The sequence below is a fragment of the Streptomyces sp. PKA51 genome (assembly GCF_057552455.1).
Genome location: NZ_BAAJPZ010000012.1, coordinates 43,436 through 57,892, shown reverse-complemented (window position 1 = coordinate 57,892; position 14,457 = coordinate 43,436). Strand labels below are relative to the sequence as shown.

Below are 14,457 nucleotides of genomic sequence, written 5' to 3'. Positions count from 1 at the left end.
TTGTGGTGGGAGCCGGTTGGCCCCTTCGGCCGGGGTGGGTGGCGCGGGGCGGGGTGGGCGGCCCGGTATTGTGCACACCATGGCCATGACTTTTGCTCTCGACGTGGGGCCCCTGAAGCCCGACCTCGCACCGCTCGTTCTGGGTCTGGTGCTCTTCTTCCTCGTGTTCGCCGTGATGGCGAAGGGGATCCTGCCCCGGATCAACAAGGTGCTGGTCGAGCGTGAGCAGGCCACCGAGGGCCGGATGGACGAGGCGGAGGAGACGCGCGCCGAGGCGGCGCGGGTCCACGCCGAGTACCAGGAGCTGCTGGCCGAGGCCCGGCACGAGGCGGCGCGGCTGCGTCAGGAGTCGGTGGAGCAGGGTACGGCGATCATCGCCGAGCTGCGGGCCGAGGGTCAGCGCCAGCGGGACGAGATCATCTCCGCCGGTCACGCGGTGATCGACGCGGAGCGTGCGGTGGCCGAGGCGGAGCTGCGCGAGCAGGTCGGTGTGCTGGCGACGGAGCTGGCGGGCCGGATCGTGGGCGAGTCGATGGCGGAGTACGCGCAGCGCAGCGGCATCGTCGACCGTTACCTGGAGGAGCTGCGGACGGCGAAGGCGTCGGACGCGGCGGGCGAAACCCGCGACTGATCAGCCGGCGAAGCCATAGGCCCGGGCTCCCCGCACCCGTCAGGGTGCGGGGAGCCTTGTCTTTTCCGGGCTCCTTTTCCGGCTCTTCCGGCTCTTTCCGGGTCTTTCCGGCTCTTTTTCCGGGCTCTCAGGAGCGGGCGATGGTCTCGTGGTGGCGGATGACCTCGGCGATGATGAAGTTGAGGAACTTCTCCGCGAAGGCGGGGTCGAGCTTCGCGTTCTCCGCCAGCTGCCGCAGGCGCGCGATCTGGCGCGCTTCGCGGGAGGGGTCGGCGGGCGGCATCTTGTGGGCCGCCTTGAGGTGACCCACCTGCTGCGTGGCCTTGAAGCGCTCGGCGAGCATGTGGATCACTGCGGCGTCGATGTTGTCGATGCTGTCCCGCAGCCGGACGAGTTCGGCCAGGGCGGCCTCGTCGAGGGTGCCGGCGTCGGCGTCGGGGGCACGGTTGTTCTTGTCTTCCACGCCACCGACCCTATGCGGAAGTCGGCGCGGTGATGACCGGCGGGTGCTCCGGGGAGGGGACGCGGGCGCCGTGCCGGGCGCGGAAGCGCACGGGTGGGATGCCGATGCGGCGGGTGAACAGGCGGCTGAAGTAGGCGGGGTCGGTGTAGCCGACGTGGCGGGCGACGGCGGCCACGGGCAGTTCGGTGGCGGTGAGGAGTTCCTTGGCGCGGCCGATGCGGATGCCGAGGAGGTAGTCCTTGGGGCTGCAGCCGGCGCCGCGTCGTACGGCCGAGCGCAGCTCGGTGGGCGTCATGCCGTGGCGGGCGGCGTGCTGGGCGACGGACAGGGGCAGGAAGGCGTCGCGGGCGAGGGCCTGCAGCAGGGGGTCGCTCGCGCGCGGGGCGTCGGTGCCGGCGCGGCACAGGGCGACGAGGAGTTCGTGGACGGCGGCGGAGGTCTCGACTTCGAGCAGGGGGTTGCCGGGGCGGGCGGCGCGGGCGATGCGGGTGACGGCGGCGCGGGCGGTGGTGGCGTCGGTGAGCGGTACGAGCGGGCGGTCGGGGTCGATGCAGCCGAGTTCGGTGTAGGCCTCGACGGCGGGGCCCGTGAAGTCGACGGAGGCCTCGTCCCAGCCGGCGCCGCGGGACGCCCCGTAGTGGTGGGGGGTACCGGGCGGCAGCCACAGCAGGCAGGGCGCGGTGACGGGGCGGGTGCGGCCGTCGGGGGTGCGCAGCCAGCCGCTGCCGGCGCTGATGACGACGGCGGTGTGGTGGTCGGGGGTGCGGGGGCCGACGGGGGGCAGGGCGCCGTGCCGCAGGCCGACGCCGAGGCAGACCAGGCCGAGGCGGTGGTGGACGGCGCGGGGGGTGAAGGAGCGCGCCCAGGAGTGGTACATGCCGCCCTCCGCCCGGTCGTCGGCGTCCCGTCAGCGTCGATCTTCGTCCATGGGCCGCTCCCCCGCCAGAGGGCGACGGCGGGCGTCGGGAGGAATGGCGGCGCGGCCAAGGGGAAGCCGGTTCGTACCAGGACCGGGAACCGAGCCCCGTCCCGCTGGTCACCGGCCGATGACGGTGACCAACGGGACGGAACCCCGTTGCCTGTCTATTGCCCGACGGCGGCGGCGATGAAGCCATTTTTTTGTAAGGGTGCGGGGCAGGGTGTGGGACCGTAGGTTCATGATCGCGAAATTGCAGTGTCTCGTCGTCGACTGCCCCGATCCCCGGGCCCTGGCAGAGTTCTATGCGGCGATCCTGGGATGGCGTGTCGAAGCCGACCAGGAGCCGGAGTGGGTGTGGCTGAGCGAGCCGGACACCGGGCGGCGCATCGCCTTCCAGGGGGTGAAGGGCGAGTACGTTCCCCCGCGCTGGCCGCATCCGGAGCATCCGCAGCAGATGCACCTGGACTTCGACGTGCCGACCCGCCAGGACGTGGAGCGGGCGCGGGAGGAGGTCATCGCGCTGGGGGCGGTGTTCCTGCACGACAGCGGGGGCAAGGAGCGGGGCTTCGTGGTCTTCTCCGACCCCGCGGGTCATCCCTTCTGCCTGTGCTACGGGCAGGAGGGCCAGGCCCCGTAGGGGCCCGGGGCTGTGCCGGTCTGCGGCTGCCGCCGCGTGGGCGCGATCGGCCGGCGACGGCCCGCAGCCGACACGCCACCCCGGGGTCGACTGCGGGCGCGTCGTGGCTTGTCGCGCAGTTCCCCGCGCCCCTACGGGGCGCCGTGGTGGCGCGGAGGAGGATCCGGCCGGACGCGGCCCAGGGCCGGATCGTGCAGCGCCCCGTCAGGGGCGCGGGGCGCCGCGGTCCACCGGGAAGAGGGCGGTGACCTGCCAGCCGCCCTCGGGGGCGGGGCCGGCGGTCAGGCGGCCGCCCATGGCCTTGGCGCGTTCGGCCAGGCCCACGAGGCCGAAGCCGCCGCCGCGGGCGTTCTCGGCGAGCCGGGCGGCGTGCTTGCCGTCGTCGGCGATGCGCAGTTCGACGCCGGCGGGCACGCCGCGTACGCCGATGCGCACGGCGGTGGCGTCGGCGGCGTGCTTGCGGATGTTGGTGAGGGACTCGCGGACGACGCGGTGGACGCCGGCGGCGACTTCGCCGGGGATCCAGGTCTCCATGCCCTTTTCGATGTAGAGGGCGACGGGTGGGCCCGTCCGGGCGAATTCCTCGGTCAGGGCGCGGACCTCGGGCAGGCCGGCGACGGGTTCGGTCTCGGCCCCGCCGCTTTCGCGCAGCACGCGCACCAGGCGGCGCATGGCGCCGAGGGCCTCGCTCGCGGAGGTCTCGATGCGCTGGAAGGTGGCGGCGGCGTCGGCGCCGCTGAGGGCGGTGAAGCGGGCGGCCTGGGCCTGTACGGCGATGCCGGTGATGTGGTGGGCGACCAGGTCGTGCAGTTCGCGGGCGAGTTCGAGGCGTTCGGCGGAGCGGACGGCGGCCATGTCGCGCAGGCGCTGGGTGGCGTGGCCGCGCAGGAGCAGGGAGTAGGTGCCGACGACGACGAGCAGGACGCAGAACAGGGCGGTGAACCAGCCGGGGTGCAGGTCGCGCAGGGGGACGGCGACGATGGCGACGGCGAGCGCCGGCCCGAGGAGGGCGGCGATGCGGTCCGGCGAGCGGGTGAGGACGGCGCTGAGGAGCACCAGCAGGGCGATGTCCTCGCCCATGCCCCACACGACGGTGGGGTGCTGTCCGGTCATCAGGACGCCGGAGGCCGTGCCGGAGACGGCGACGGCCGCGGCGGCGCGGGCGGGCAGCGGGATCCAGGCGTAGGGGACGGCGCACAGGCACACCAGGACGCCGGTGGCCAGGACGACGGCGTGCGGCCGGCTGGGCTGGGTGGCCAGGGCGATGCCCTCGAAGGCGACGAGGAAGAGCAGGGCCGCCGCGAGCACCGCCTTGGCGGCCGCCGCCCGGTGCGGGTGGCGGACGGCCCAGCCGGCCCATCTGCTCACGTGCTGCCCGTGGCCAGCCCGCTCTCCCAGGCCCAGGCGGCGATCTCGACGCGGTTGCGGGCGTCGAGCTTGAGCTGCACGTTGGCCAGGTGGGTCTTGACCGTGGACAGGGAGACGTACAGTTCGGCGGCGATCTCGGCGTTGGTGGCGCCGCGGGCCAGGCAGCGCACGACGTCGGCCTCGCGGTCGGTGAGCGGCTCGGAGGGCTGTTTGAGGGGGGTGCCCGCGGCTGCGGCGGCGGTGGCTCCGGGTGCCATGTCGCGCAGGAGGCGGACGGTGATCGCCGGGGAGATCAGGGAGTCGCCGACGGCGGCGGCCTGCACGGCCTCGACGAGCATGGCGGGGCTGGCGTCCTTCAGCAGGAAGCCCGAGGCGCCGTTGCGCAGCGCGGTGTGCACGTATTCGTCGAGGTCGAAGGTGGTGACGATGACGATGCGGGGGCGCTGGGCGCGCTCGGGCCGGGTGGCGGCCAGGGCGGACAGCCGGCGGGTGACCTCCAGGCCGTCGAGCTTGGGCATGCGGATGTCGAGGAGCAGGACGTCGGGGTCGTGGCGTTCGACGGCTTCCAGGGCGGCCTCGCCGTCGACGACGTCGGCGACGACCTCGATGTCGGGTTGACTCTCCAGGATCATCCGGAACCCGGTGCGGACCATTTCCTGGTCGTCGGCGATGACCACGCTGATCGGCATGCTGTGCCCTAGTTCCTCGAACGCTTGTGGGGTGCGGATGCGGTCGGGCTCCTCCCATGTCACCGGTGGTGCCCGGGTGCCGCAACCGCAGCGGCGTACGGCCGAGCGGGCGGTCAGCCGGCGGTGCGGCCGCCACGCCGCAGCGCCACCCGTACGCCGTAGGCGCCGCCGACGGCGAGCAGGGCGATGCCGCCGACGACGACGGGGGTGCCGACCTCGCCGGCGTCGTGGCTGGCCTTGATCACCTGGCCGGCCTCGACCACGCGCTTGACGGGGTTGCCGGAGGAGTCGTGGGGCGGTTTGCCGTGGTGGCCGGTGCTGCGGTGGCCGCCGGGGGCGGGCGTGTGCGGGGTGACGGTGACGGTGGTGGCGCCGCCCGTGCCGCCGGTGGCCAGGGTGCGGTGGTCCTTGGTGCGGGCCTTGGCGCCGGAGGCGGTGGCGGCGGGGCGGGCGGCCTCGCCGGTGTCGAGGGTGTGCCGGGGCGCTCCGGAGGCGAAGTCGTAGTAGGTGGGCAGACGGCTGCCGTCGAGGCGGGCGCTGAGGGTGGGGCGGGTGGTGTTGCCGCCGAGGATGCGCAGGTGGAGGCGGTCGAGGTCGGCGGCGGGGCGGCCGGTGTCGAGGGTGCGGTGCTGGGTGCCGCGGGTGACGGTCACGCTGGTGCCGCCGCTGCCGGAGCTGAGCCGGGCGCGGCTGCCGTCGGGCAGCAGGACCTGCTGGACGGTGGTGGTGCCGGGGCCGCCGGGGCGGGTGTCGCGGTCGGTCGGCTGGGCCGCGAAGGCGGTCGCCGTCGGGTACACCACGGCGGCGACGGCGGCGGTGAGGAGCGCGGCGGCTGCGACGCGGGGCGCGGCGGACGACGTGACGGACACGGAAGTGGGGCCTTTCCGTAACGGGCGGCTTCAGGGGTGCTCCGCCGGTCCGGCGGGGCCACCCCCTTACGTTACGGATGGATCGGCGCCGCACACCTCGACTGTCCGACCATTCCCGTGTCGGCCGAAAGGATGACGAGGGGGCCCGGGGTCATACCGCAGGCGGGTTCCGGTGGCCGGGTGCGGGCCCGTACCGGCGACGGGGCCGGTACGGGCGCGCGGGGCGAACGGGGTACGGCCGCGGTTCAGCCGCCCAGGCTCGCCGCGGCGGAGGCGATGTCGGAGGCGAAGGTGCTGACCTCGGTGTAGACGCCGGGGTAGCCGGGGCGTGCACAGCCCTGGCCCCAGCTGGTGATGCCGACCTGGATCCAGTTGCCGGAGTCGTCCTTGCGGAACATCGGGCCGCCGGAGTCGCCCTGGCAGGTGTCCACGCCGCCGGTGTCGACGAGGCCGGCGCAGATCTCCTCGCCGGGTATGAGGTTGCCGTAGGCGCCCTGGCAGGTGGTGTCGTCGACGAAGGGCACGTCGGCCTTCTGCAGGTAGCGCTGCTGGCCGCCGCCCTCGCGGGTGGCGCCCCAGCCGGCGACGGTGAAGGTGCCGGTGTTGTACTCCGGGGTGTCGGCGGTCTTGAGGGTGGGCAGGTCGATCGGCCTGGCGAGTTTGATCAGCGCCCAGTCCTTGCCGGAGCCGTTGTAGCCGGGGGCCTGCAGGACGCGGGTGGACCTGACCTTGATCGCCTGGGAGGAGTTGAGGTCGACGACGCCGGCGGTGGCGGTGATGGAGGTGTTGGCGCCGCTGCCGCTGACGCAGTGGGCGGCGGTGAGGACGATCTGGTGGGTGTACAGGGCGCCGCCGCAGCCCATGGACAGCCGCACCATCCACGGGAACTCGCCCTGTGCGGCCGGCACGCCGCCGACGACGCTCGGGCCGGGGGTGGGGCCGGGGTCCTGGGCCGCGGCGCTGCCGACCTGGAGGGAGAGGGCGGCGAGGGCGGCGGTGCCGATGGCGGTGAGTCTTCCGAGCGCCTGGGGGTGATTGCGCAACGGACTTCCTTTCGTGGGAGGTTGTGCGCATTGCACGCGTGGTGGGGTGTGCGTGCTTGTTGGGCGCATGACAATGCGCGAGGTGATTATCGGGCCGCACGGCGCCTGCGCCCCAGCCCCCTTTTCGGACAGTCGCCCGGACGTTCGTTCGGCCGTGTGCAGGCACCCTGGCGGGCCGCGCGGACGCCCCTAGAGTGGAAGGGCACGGGCCGCCGGCCCGCTCCTGTCGTGCCCTTCCCCGAAGGGTGGTGCCGCGTGGCCCCGGACGTCGCGATCGAGCACGGCTTCCCGCACCTGGAGACCGTGCGGGCGGCGATCCACGCCCTGTACAGGCGGCTCTCCTACGACGGGGTGCACTCCTTCGAGGTCAGCGTCCCGCCGGCCGACGTGGCCTTCCCCGACACCGACGACCTCTACCTCGGCGTCCAGCGCGTCGCCCGCGAGATGGTGCGGCACCTGCGGCTGCCGGACGCCCGCATGATCGTCGCCTTCCGCGACATGCGGCACGCCGGCAACGTCGAGCTCGCCGCCGGGCCCGAGTACTTCATCGAGCTCAACTCCCGCTTCAAGACCCACCGCAGGGACATCGGGGCCGCCCTCTCCCACGAGGTCATGCACGTCTACCTGCACCGCCTCGGCCTGGAGTTCGCCGGCACCCGCGACAACGAGATCCTCACCGACACCGCCGCGGCGTACCTGGGTGCCGGCTGGCTGCTGCTCGACGCCTACCGGGAGTCGGAGGTCTCGACGCAGAAGCTGGGGTATCTCACGCCCGAGGAGTTCGGGTACGTACTGGCCAAGCGGGCGCAGGCGTTCGGCGAGGACCCCTCGCCGTGGTTCACCAGCGCCCAGGCCTACGACGCGTACGTCCGCGGCCGTGAGCGCGCCCGGCAGGACGGCCGACGGCCGCCGCTGGCCGCCGCCGGACGGCTGGGGCGCCACCGCTACGCCCGCGACCGGCGGGTGGGCGCGGCGGGGGCGGGCTACGCGTTCGAGGGGGCGCGGGTGACGTTCGCGTGCCCGGAGTGCGACCAGCAGCTGCGGGTGCCGGTGCGGGGGCGCTTCCGCGCGCGGTGCGGGTTGTGCCGCGCGGTGCTGGACTGCGACACCTAGCCGCCCGCGGCGGACCCTCCCCCGCCCCGGGTGCCCGCGGGGGCGGAAACGCTCACTCCCCCCGCGACCACCAGCGGCGCAGCACCTTCTCCGCCGGTTTGCCGTGGGGTGTGTAGGCGAGTTTCTTCGCCGTCTCGCCGCTGTCGGGCCAGTCGTCCCACATCCACCAGCACACGCCCGCCCACCACGGCTTGCCGTCGAACGTCGCCAGGAGGGCCTCGTAGGCGGCCGCCTGTTCCGCGTCGCCGTCGCGCTTGCTGACGGTCCAGGAGTAGGGGGCCGTGGTGGAGCCGCGCTGGCTGACGTAGCCGGCCTCGGTGAAGAGGATCCTGCGCTTGGTGCGGGCGGAGAACGCGGCGAGTTCGTCCACGATCGGCTGCCACGCCTGGCGCAGCCGTGCCGTGTCCGTCGTCGGCTTGTCGCCGAGCGGCCAGTACGCGTCGATGCCGACGAGGTCGAGGTCCTTCCAGAAGGCGACCTTGCGGTACTCGTCGTAGTTGGCGGCGTAGGTCAGCGTGCCCTTGTAGCGCTCGCGCACGGCGGCCACGACGCGGCTCCAGTGCGCGCCGTCGCCGGAGGTGCCCGCCAGTTCGGTGCCCACCGCGAACTGCTCGACGCCCGCGTCGGCGGCCAGCCGCGCGTAGTGGGTGATGAAGCGCTCGTACGCCGCGAACCAGGCGTCCGTGTCGCGGGGGTGGATCTCCGCGCGGTCGCCGCCCTTGGTGAGGTCGACGTGCGGCTTGAGCATGGTCTTCAGGCCGGCGTCGTGGGCGAGGCGGATGATGTGGCGCAGGCCGGCGTCGCCGGCGGTCTCGTCCGTGGTGCGCATGGCCGCGTCGGTCACGGTGTCCTGGTACCAGGTGGGGGTGAAGGTGACCCACCGGGCGCCGGTGTCCGCTATCTGGCGAAGATACGTTCCGGCTTGCGGGCCGGCGTAGTCGTCGGTGTTCCACGAGGGGAGCGTGATGCCGCGCAAGCCGCTCACCTTCCTGCTCGACGAGGGGTCGGGGCTGTCGTCGGGTGCCTCGTCGCCGGAGCCGGAGCATCCGGCGACGAAGAGGACGGCCACCGCCGCGAGTGCGGCGGCCGTCCTCCTCATCACGTTCACTTCGACCGGACTCCTTGGGTCACTGGGCGAGGTCCGTCGGCCCGACGAAGGTGTAGCCGAGGGCCTTGATGCCGTCGATGGTCTGCTTCAGCGGGTCGACGGCGTAGTACGGGTGGTAGAAGAAGCTCGCCACGCCGTCGCGGACGGCCAGGTTGGCCTTGGCCGAGGCGATGAGGTCGGCGGGCAGGCGGGCCGGGTGGTTGTTGTAGGGCAGGGGCTCGTAGTTGCCGATGTTCTCCGGCAGCACGGTCGTACCGTAGACGTCCTTGACGCTGTACGGGAAGAACTGCCCGATGTAGCGCGAGGCGTTCACCGTGCCGCCACTGAGCGTTCCGGCGAAGTACAGGGAACGCTCCAGCCGGTAGGTGTAGTTCAGCCCGAGGGTCTTGTAGTCGGTGGCGGAGGCCGCGTAGTGCGGCGTCGTCCAGATGACCGGCTTCGGCAGCCCGGCGGCGGTGAAGCCGGCGAGCGCGGAGGTCACCCGGCCCTGGGCCCAGACGGCGCTGTCCTCGGCGACGGGCCCGTCGTAGACGACGTTGTTCGAGGCGTCGACGTGGGCGCGGAAGAACTCGAAGTCGTCGCCCGTGACCCCGGTGTAGGGGTTCATCACGTTGCTGTACTGGTGGGTGTAGCCGTGGTTCATCAGCACCGCACCGTGGGAGAGCATGTACTTCAGCGTGGAGACGACCTGCGGGGCCTGGGCGAGGCTGACGGTCTCGGCCTTGCCGCCGTTGTAGACGCCCTTGGGGTCGGTGTAGACCGGGATGACGTTGATGCCGTACGGGATCTTCTGGCCGTAGAGGTAGTCCGCCATGGCCCGCAGTTCGGTCGGGTCCGACTTGGGGCTGATGTCCTCCAGCCGGACGAAGGCCCGGTGGCGTTCGGCGGTGGCCGGGGCGAGGGCGTCGAAGAGGAGGTCCTCGAAGACGATCACGCGGTCCGACTCGGAGACGTAGGTGAAGGGGATCTCACCGAGGTAGGTGAGGTTGGCCGAGCGGATGGCCCACGGCGAGGTGGTGCCGCTGTTGGCGTCGGTGGCGGTGGCCAGCTGGGTGACCGCGGGGTAGCCGGTGCCGGTGACGACGGCCGGGTGCAGCACGCCGCCGTCGAAGCCGGCCGGGATCTTCCGGGTCAGCTGCTGGTTCTTGTACGTGACCTCGGTGATGTTCCCGACGGTGCCGTTGGTCTCGTAGAACGAGTTGGTCGGGTCCCAGCCGTACTTCTGCTTGAACGCCTCGATGCCGACGGCGTTGGCCATGTTCCAGATGTTGTCGCCGATCCAGTCCACGGGCTTGGACGTGTTCTTGACGTCCTGGTAGAAGGCGGCCGGGACGGCGTCCGGGATGGTGCCGCCGTAGTACGTCGAGCCGACGTAGACGGTGGCGCTGTAGTTCTCGACCATGCCCGCGGTGTAGGCGGAGACGGGCTTGGCGGTGACGGTGCCGAAGTGGCCGGCGAGGTTGGCGATCGCCATGGCGTACAGCTCGCCGAGGTAGCCGTAGGGGCCGGTCGTGTCGTAGAGCACGAGGGCCGAGGTGCCCGGGGCAGCGGCCAGGGTCTGCAGCGGGGCCGAGGCGGTGGTCGTCTTCGGGGCCGGGGTGATCGTGAGCGAGTGGGACGCGCGCTTGCGGTCGTTGCTCAGCTGGGTGGAGACCCAGGACTTCAGATCGCCGGTGCCGGTCGGCGAGACGGAGGCGGGGCCGATGCCCTGCAGGCTGTGCGGCGGGCGGGGCTTGGTGCCGCCGCCGTCTATTGCCGCCTCCGCGCCCGTGGAAAGAGTCGCGCCGCCCACCAGGGCGGCGATGACGGCCAGGACGATCGAGACCCGGGACACCCCTGATCTCGGCCGCATGTTCTTCATTTGGTTCCCCCCAGAATGTCGCGCGGTTGGTCGCGCTGTTGCCGATTCCTCCGTCACTGGCAGGCCGATGGTGTGGAGGTGCCGACAGTTGGCCGATTCTTGTGGGGTGACGGATGGGTGTCAATAGACAACTTTGGTCCAACACGGGCAATGAACGACAAGCCTATTGGACTGGACCGGAGATCACTCCTGTAACACCAAAGCCACCACCAGGCATAACTACCGGTTGGTCCACAGAATTCAGTGTTCCGATTCAACAACTCCCACCATCAACCTCTAAACGCACCGGCCGATCTGATACTTTCCCTGCGCACGCCTCAGGTGAGGGATTGAGGCGCAATCCGGGGGGAACTCATGTACGGAAAACCCGCTCTGGGGACAGTCCTGCCCTTGGCCGGGCTGACGGCGGCCCCAAAAGCACTGCCGGGCATACCCTTTGCGGAGGGTCTGCAGGAAGCGGCCGGAGCCGGCTTTCTTCTCTACTGCGCGATAGCCGCCGTCCTTCTTTCGGCGAAGCTGTGGTTCGTCCTCCGGGGTTCCGGCGGACATTCATGATCAACGAAATTCTGCTGTGGGCGAGCATCGCCATCATCGTGATGGCCGGCTGCTACAACTCCACCCTTTTCACCCTCTCCAGACTCCGCGTCCGCCGCGACCGCGGTCCGCGCGCCGAGCGCCTGTACGTCTTCCTCCTCGCCTGTCTGAACGAGGAGAAGGTGCTCGCGGAGAGCCTCGCCCGCATCACCGCCCTGCCGGCCGGGAATTTCCTGGCCCTCGTCATCGACGACGCCTCCGACGACCGCACCGCCGACATCGTCCGGTCCGTCGCCTCGGACCGCGTACGCCTGCTGCAGCGCACGCTGCCGAACGCACGCAAGGGCAAGGGCGCGGCCCTGAACGCCGGCATCCGGCACCTTCGGGAGTCCGGCATCCTCGACGGGCGCGACCCCACCGACGTCATCGTCTGCGTCGTCGACGCCGACGGCCGCCTCGACCCGCACATCGTCCAGGCGGTCGACCCCTACTTCGACGACCCGCGCACCGGCGCCACCCAGGTCGGCGTGCGCATGTACAACCGCCACAAGGGCCTGCTCGCCCGGCTCCAGGACATGGAGTTCGTCATCTACGGCGACGTCTTCCAGTCCGCCCGGCGCTACTTCGGCAGCGTCGGCATGGGCGGCAACGGGCAGTTCATGCGGCTCGCCGCGCTCGACACCCTGAGCGCGGCGAGCGGCGGGCGCGGGCCGTGGAGCGACTCCCTGACCGAGGACCTCGATCTGGGCGTCCGGCTCATCGCCCGCGGCTGGATCAACCACCACTGCACCACCGCCGCCGTCTCCCAGCAGGCCGTCCTCGACGTGCGCCGGCTGGTGCGCCAGCGCTCCCGCTGGTTCCAGGGCCACCTGCAGTCGGCCAACCTCGTGCCGCTCATCCTGCGCGAGGTGCCCGTACGGGCCGCCGTCGACCTGCTCTACCACCTCTCCAGCCCCGTGCTGATCCTGCTCACCTCGCTGCTCCCGCTGTCCTTCCTCATCGCCGTGGCCGGTGCCGTCATCGGATCCGTGCAGGCCGGGCACCCGCTGCTGTCGCCCATGTGGGTCGTCGGCCCGTACGTGCTGTCGTTCACCGCGGCGTACGCCTACGGCTGGGTGTACCACCGGCGGGAGAAGGGCATCGGGCTCGTCCGTGCCGTCCTGTACTCCCACCTGTTCGTCTTCTACGGCTACATCTGGTTCGCCGCCGGGTGGTGGGGCCTGTGGCGCATGCTCACGGGCAAGCAGACCTGGCTGAAGACCGCGCGCACCTGAGCGCCGCCGGCGACCGCGCGGCACTCCTCCACCAAGTTCGAGCACGCACCTTCCTAGGGAGACCCATGTCCCCGAACGTCATCACCACGCCCGTGCGCGCCATGCTCGTCCTGGGCACGCGTCCCGAGGCGATCAAACTGGCGCCCGTGGCCCGTGCCATGGCCGCCTCTCCCCTGTTCGAACCGCTGGTCGTCACCACCGGCCAGCACCGCGAGATGCTCCACCAGATGCTGCAGATGCTGCAGATCCCGGCGAAGGTGGAGCTCGACGTGATGCGCGAGCGCCAGCAGCTGTCGACGCTGACGGCACGGCTGGTGGACGGCCTCGGCGAGGTCGTCCGCGCCGAGCGGCCCGACCTCGTCGTCGTCCAGGGCGACACCACCTCCGCCCTCACCGGCGCCCTTGCCGCCTTCTACGAGCACGTGCCCGTCGCCCACGTCGAGGCCGGCCTGCGCACCGGGGTGCTGGACAACCCCTTCCCCGAGGAGCTCAACCGGCGGCTCATCGGCCGCATCGCCCGCTGGCACTTCGCCCCCACGCCCCGGGCCGCCGGCCACCTGACGGGCGAGGGCGTCGCCGAGGCCGAGGTGTTCGTCACCGGCAACACCGTCATCGACAACCTGCTGTGGATCCTGCAGCAGGGCACCGGGCGCAGTGCCTTCCGCAGCGACCTGCGGCGCGTCCTGGTCACCTTGCACCGCCGGGAGAACCAGGGCGACAAGATGCGGGCCATGGGCAAGGCGCTGCGCAGGCTGGCCGACCGCGGCGACGTGGAGATCGTGCTGCCGCTGCACAAGAGCCCGGCCGTGCGCGAGGCCCTGCTGCCGGAGCTGACCGGTCACCTGCACGTGCGTATCGTCGAGCCGCTGGACTACGTGGACTTCTCCGCCACCCTCGCCGGCTGCGACCTGGTCCTCACCGACTCCGGCGGCATCCAGGAGGAGGCCCCGAGCCTGGGCAAGCCCGCGCTGGTGCTGCGCACCACCACCGAGCGGCCGGAGGCGGTGGAGGCGGGGGCCGCGCGGCTGGTGGGCACCGAACCGCAGGTCATCCTGGAGGCGGCGATGCACCTGCTGGACGACGCGGAGACCTACGGACGGATGGCGAGCGCGGGCAACCCGTTCGGGGACGGGCGGGCCACCGAGCGCATCGTGGCCCAGCTCGCCGAGGACTTCGGGGCGGACGCCGAAGCGCCTGCCGCGCCCGAGCCGCTGGTCGCCACGCAGCCCGACTGAGCGGGGCCATACTCGACGGCATGACCAGACGCCGGCTCCTCGTTCTCGTCCTGTTGGTGGTCGCCGCGGTGGCGGGTATCGCCATAGCCGTGAGCACCATCTGGGAGAACAGCGGGGAGCCGGAGCGGCCGTGGGCCGAGGGTTCGGTCCACGGCCCCTGGCGGTCGGTCTTCGACGGGCACGGGGAGAACATCGGCCGGCACGACGGCCTGGCCCTGTCCCCCAGGCCCTCGCGGGAGGCCGGCGAGACCCACGCCGGGCTCATCGTCTCCGTCCGCCGCTACGGGGACGTGGACTTCCGGGCCAAGATGCGCACGCTCGCCCAGCTGCGCACTCCCCGGCCGAACCCGTGGGAGGTGCCGTGGCTGGTGTGGGCGTACAGCGACCCGGAGCACTTCTACTACGTGACCCTCAAGCCGAACGGCTGGGAGCTCGGCAAGCGGGATCCGGCGTACCCGGGCGGGCAGCGGTTCCTCGCGACCGGCTCGGAGCACTTCCCCGTCGGCCGGGCCTCCGACGTGCGCGTCGCACAGCGCGGCGGGCGGATGGAGGTCAGCGTGGACGGCAAGGGGCTGGTGGCGTACGAGGACCACGAGCGGCCGTACACCGGCGGCAGCGTGGGGGTGTACACCGAGGACGCCCGGGTGCTGTTCACCGACATCTCGGCGCAGGAGCCGGAGCAGGAGTGACGGCGCCCGCCCCTCGGGCCGGGG

General features: G+C 72.1%; 14 protein-coding genes. 6 read left to right on the top strand and 8 right to left on the bottom strand.

Translation table 11 applies throughout. From position 1 onward, the window contains the following. The first annotated feature begins 79 nt into the window (after nucleotides 1-79). A complete protein-coding gene (gene atpF, locus AC27L3_RS18890) occupies nucleotides 80-631 on the top strand; it encodes a F0F1 ATP synthase subunit B (RefSeq protein ID WP_487235217.1) in 552 nt (183 codons plus the stop codon). A 127-nt stretch (nucleotides 632-758) separates the two neighbouring features. On the opposite strand, the gene AC27L3_RS18885 is transcribed toward atpF, so the two are convergent. Then, complete coding sequence (locus tag AC27L3_RS18885; protein WP_487235216.1) at nucleotides 759-1,094, bottom strand: chorismate mutase; 336 nt, start codon at nucleotides 1,092-1,094, stop codon at nucleotides 759-761. 10 nt (nucleotides 1,095-1,104) lie between these two features. After that, nucleotides 1,105-1,971, bottom strand: coding sequence for a helix-turn-helix domain-containing protein (locus AC27L3_RS18880; RefSeq protein ID WP_487235215.1), 867 nt, complete (start codon nucleotides 1,969-1,971; stop codon nucleotides 1,105-1,107). A gap of 280 nt (nucleotides 1,972-2,251) precedes the next feature. Between AC27L3_RS18880 and AC27L3_RS18875 the strand changes: the two genes are divergently transcribed. Beyond that, the gene (locus tag AC27L3_RS18875; protein ID WP_487235214.1) at nucleotides 2,252-2,650 is read left to right on the top strand and encodes a VOC family protein; all 399 of its coding nucleotides are present in this window, start codon (nucleotides 2,252-2,254) and stop codon (nucleotides 2,648-2,650) included. Between the two features lie 204 nt (nucleotides 2,651-2,854). On the opposite strand, the gene AC27L3_RS18870 is transcribed toward AC27L3_RS18875, so the two are convergent. The 4 genes from AC27L3_RS18870 to AC27L3_RS18855 all read right to left on the bottom strand — a co-directional run bounded on the left by AC27L3_RS18870 (nucleotide 2,855) and on the right by AC27L3_RS18855 (nucleotide 6,619). Beyond that, the gene (locus AC27L3_RS18870) at nucleotides 2,855-4,018 is read right to left on the bottom strand and encodes a sensor histidine kinase (protein ID WP_487235213.1); all 1,164 of its coding nucleotides are present in this window, start codon (nucleotides 4,016-4,018) and stop codon (nucleotides 2,855-2,857) included. Further along, entirely contained in the window at nucleotides 4,015-4,707 is a 693-nt protein-coding gene (locus AC27L3_RS18865; RefSeq protein ID WP_487235212.1) for a response regulator, read from the bottom strand. Before AC27L3_RS18865 ends, AC27L3_RS18870 begins: the two co-directional genes overlap by 4 nt. 113 nt (nucleotides 4,708-4,820) lie before the next feature. Continuing rightward, on the bottom strand, nucleotides 4,821-5,576 hold the full coding sequence (locus AC27L3_RS18860; RefSeq protein WP_487235211.1) for a hypothetical protein: 756 nt from the start codon (nucleotides 5,574-5,576) through the stop codon (nucleotides 4,821-4,823). 245 nt (nucleotides 5,577-5,821) lie between these two features. Continuing rightward, nucleotides 5,822-6,619, bottom strand: coding sequence for a S1 family peptidase (locus AC27L3_RS18855; RefSeq protein WP_487235210.1), 798 nt, complete (start codon nucleotides 6,617-6,619; stop codon nucleotides 5,822-5,824). 255 nt (nucleotides 6,620-6,874) lie between these two features. Between AC27L3_RS18855 and AC27L3_RS18850 the strand changes: the two genes are divergently transcribed. After that, nucleotides 6,875-7,732 carry a hypothetical protein gene (locus tag AC27L3_RS18850; RefSeq protein WP_487235209.1) on the top strand — a complete coding sequence of 286 codons (858 nt, stop codon included), beginning with the start codon at nucleotides 6,875-6,877 and terminating at the stop codon, nucleotides 7,730-7,732. A 52-nt stretch (nucleotides 7,733-7,784) separates the two neighbouring features. Here the strand turns inward: AC27L3_RS18850 and AC27L3_RS18845 are convergent, their stop codons facing one another. Together AC27L3_RS18845 and AC27L3_RS18840 are read right to left on the bottom strand one after the other, a co-directional pair. Then, the gene (locus AC27L3_RS18845; protein ID WP_487235343.1) at nucleotides 7,785-8,831 is read right to left on the bottom strand and encodes a glycoside hydrolase family 113; all 1,047 of its coding nucleotides are present in this window, start codon (nucleotides 8,829-8,831) and stop codon (nucleotides 7,785-7,787) included. Nucleotides 8,832-8,859: 28 nt separating this feature from the next. Beyond that, nucleotides 8,860-10,701: a DUF2334 domain-containing protein gene (locus tag AC27L3_RS18840; protein ID WP_487235208.1), complete on the bottom strand. Its 1,842-nt coding sequence runs from the start codon at nucleotides 10,699-10,701 to the stop codon at nucleotides 8,860-8,862. 551 nt (nucleotides 10,702-11,252) lie between these two features. Between AC27L3_RS18840 and AC27L3_RS18835 the strand changes: the two genes are divergently transcribed. The 3 genes from AC27L3_RS18835 to AC27L3_RS18825 all read left to right on the top strand — a co-directional run bounded on the left by AC27L3_RS18835 (nucleotide 11,253) and on the right by AC27L3_RS18825 (nucleotide 14,433). After that, on the top strand, nucleotides 11,253-12,509 hold the full coding sequence (locus AC27L3_RS18835; RefSeq protein WP_487235207.1) for a glycosyltransferase: 1,257 nt from the start codon (nucleotides 11,253-11,255) through the stop codon (nucleotides 12,507-12,509). Between the two features lie 65 nt (nucleotides 12,510-12,574). After that, nucleotides 12,575-13,744 (top strand): non-hydrolyzing UDP-N-acetylglucosamine 2-epimerase, encoded by a 1,170-nt coding sequence (gene wecB, locus AC27L3_RS18830; protein WP_487235206.1) that lies wholly within the window; start codon nucleotides 12,575-12,577, stop codon nucleotides 13,742-13,744. A gap of 20 nt (nucleotides 13,745-13,764) precedes the next feature. Continuing rightward, on the top strand, nucleotides 13,765-14,433 hold the full coding sequence (locus AC27L3_RS18825; RefSeq protein WP_487235205.1) for a calcium-binding protein: 669 nt from the start codon (nucleotides 13,765-13,767) through the stop codon (nucleotides 14,431-14,433). Nucleotides 14,434-14,457: the final 24 nt, after the last annotated feature.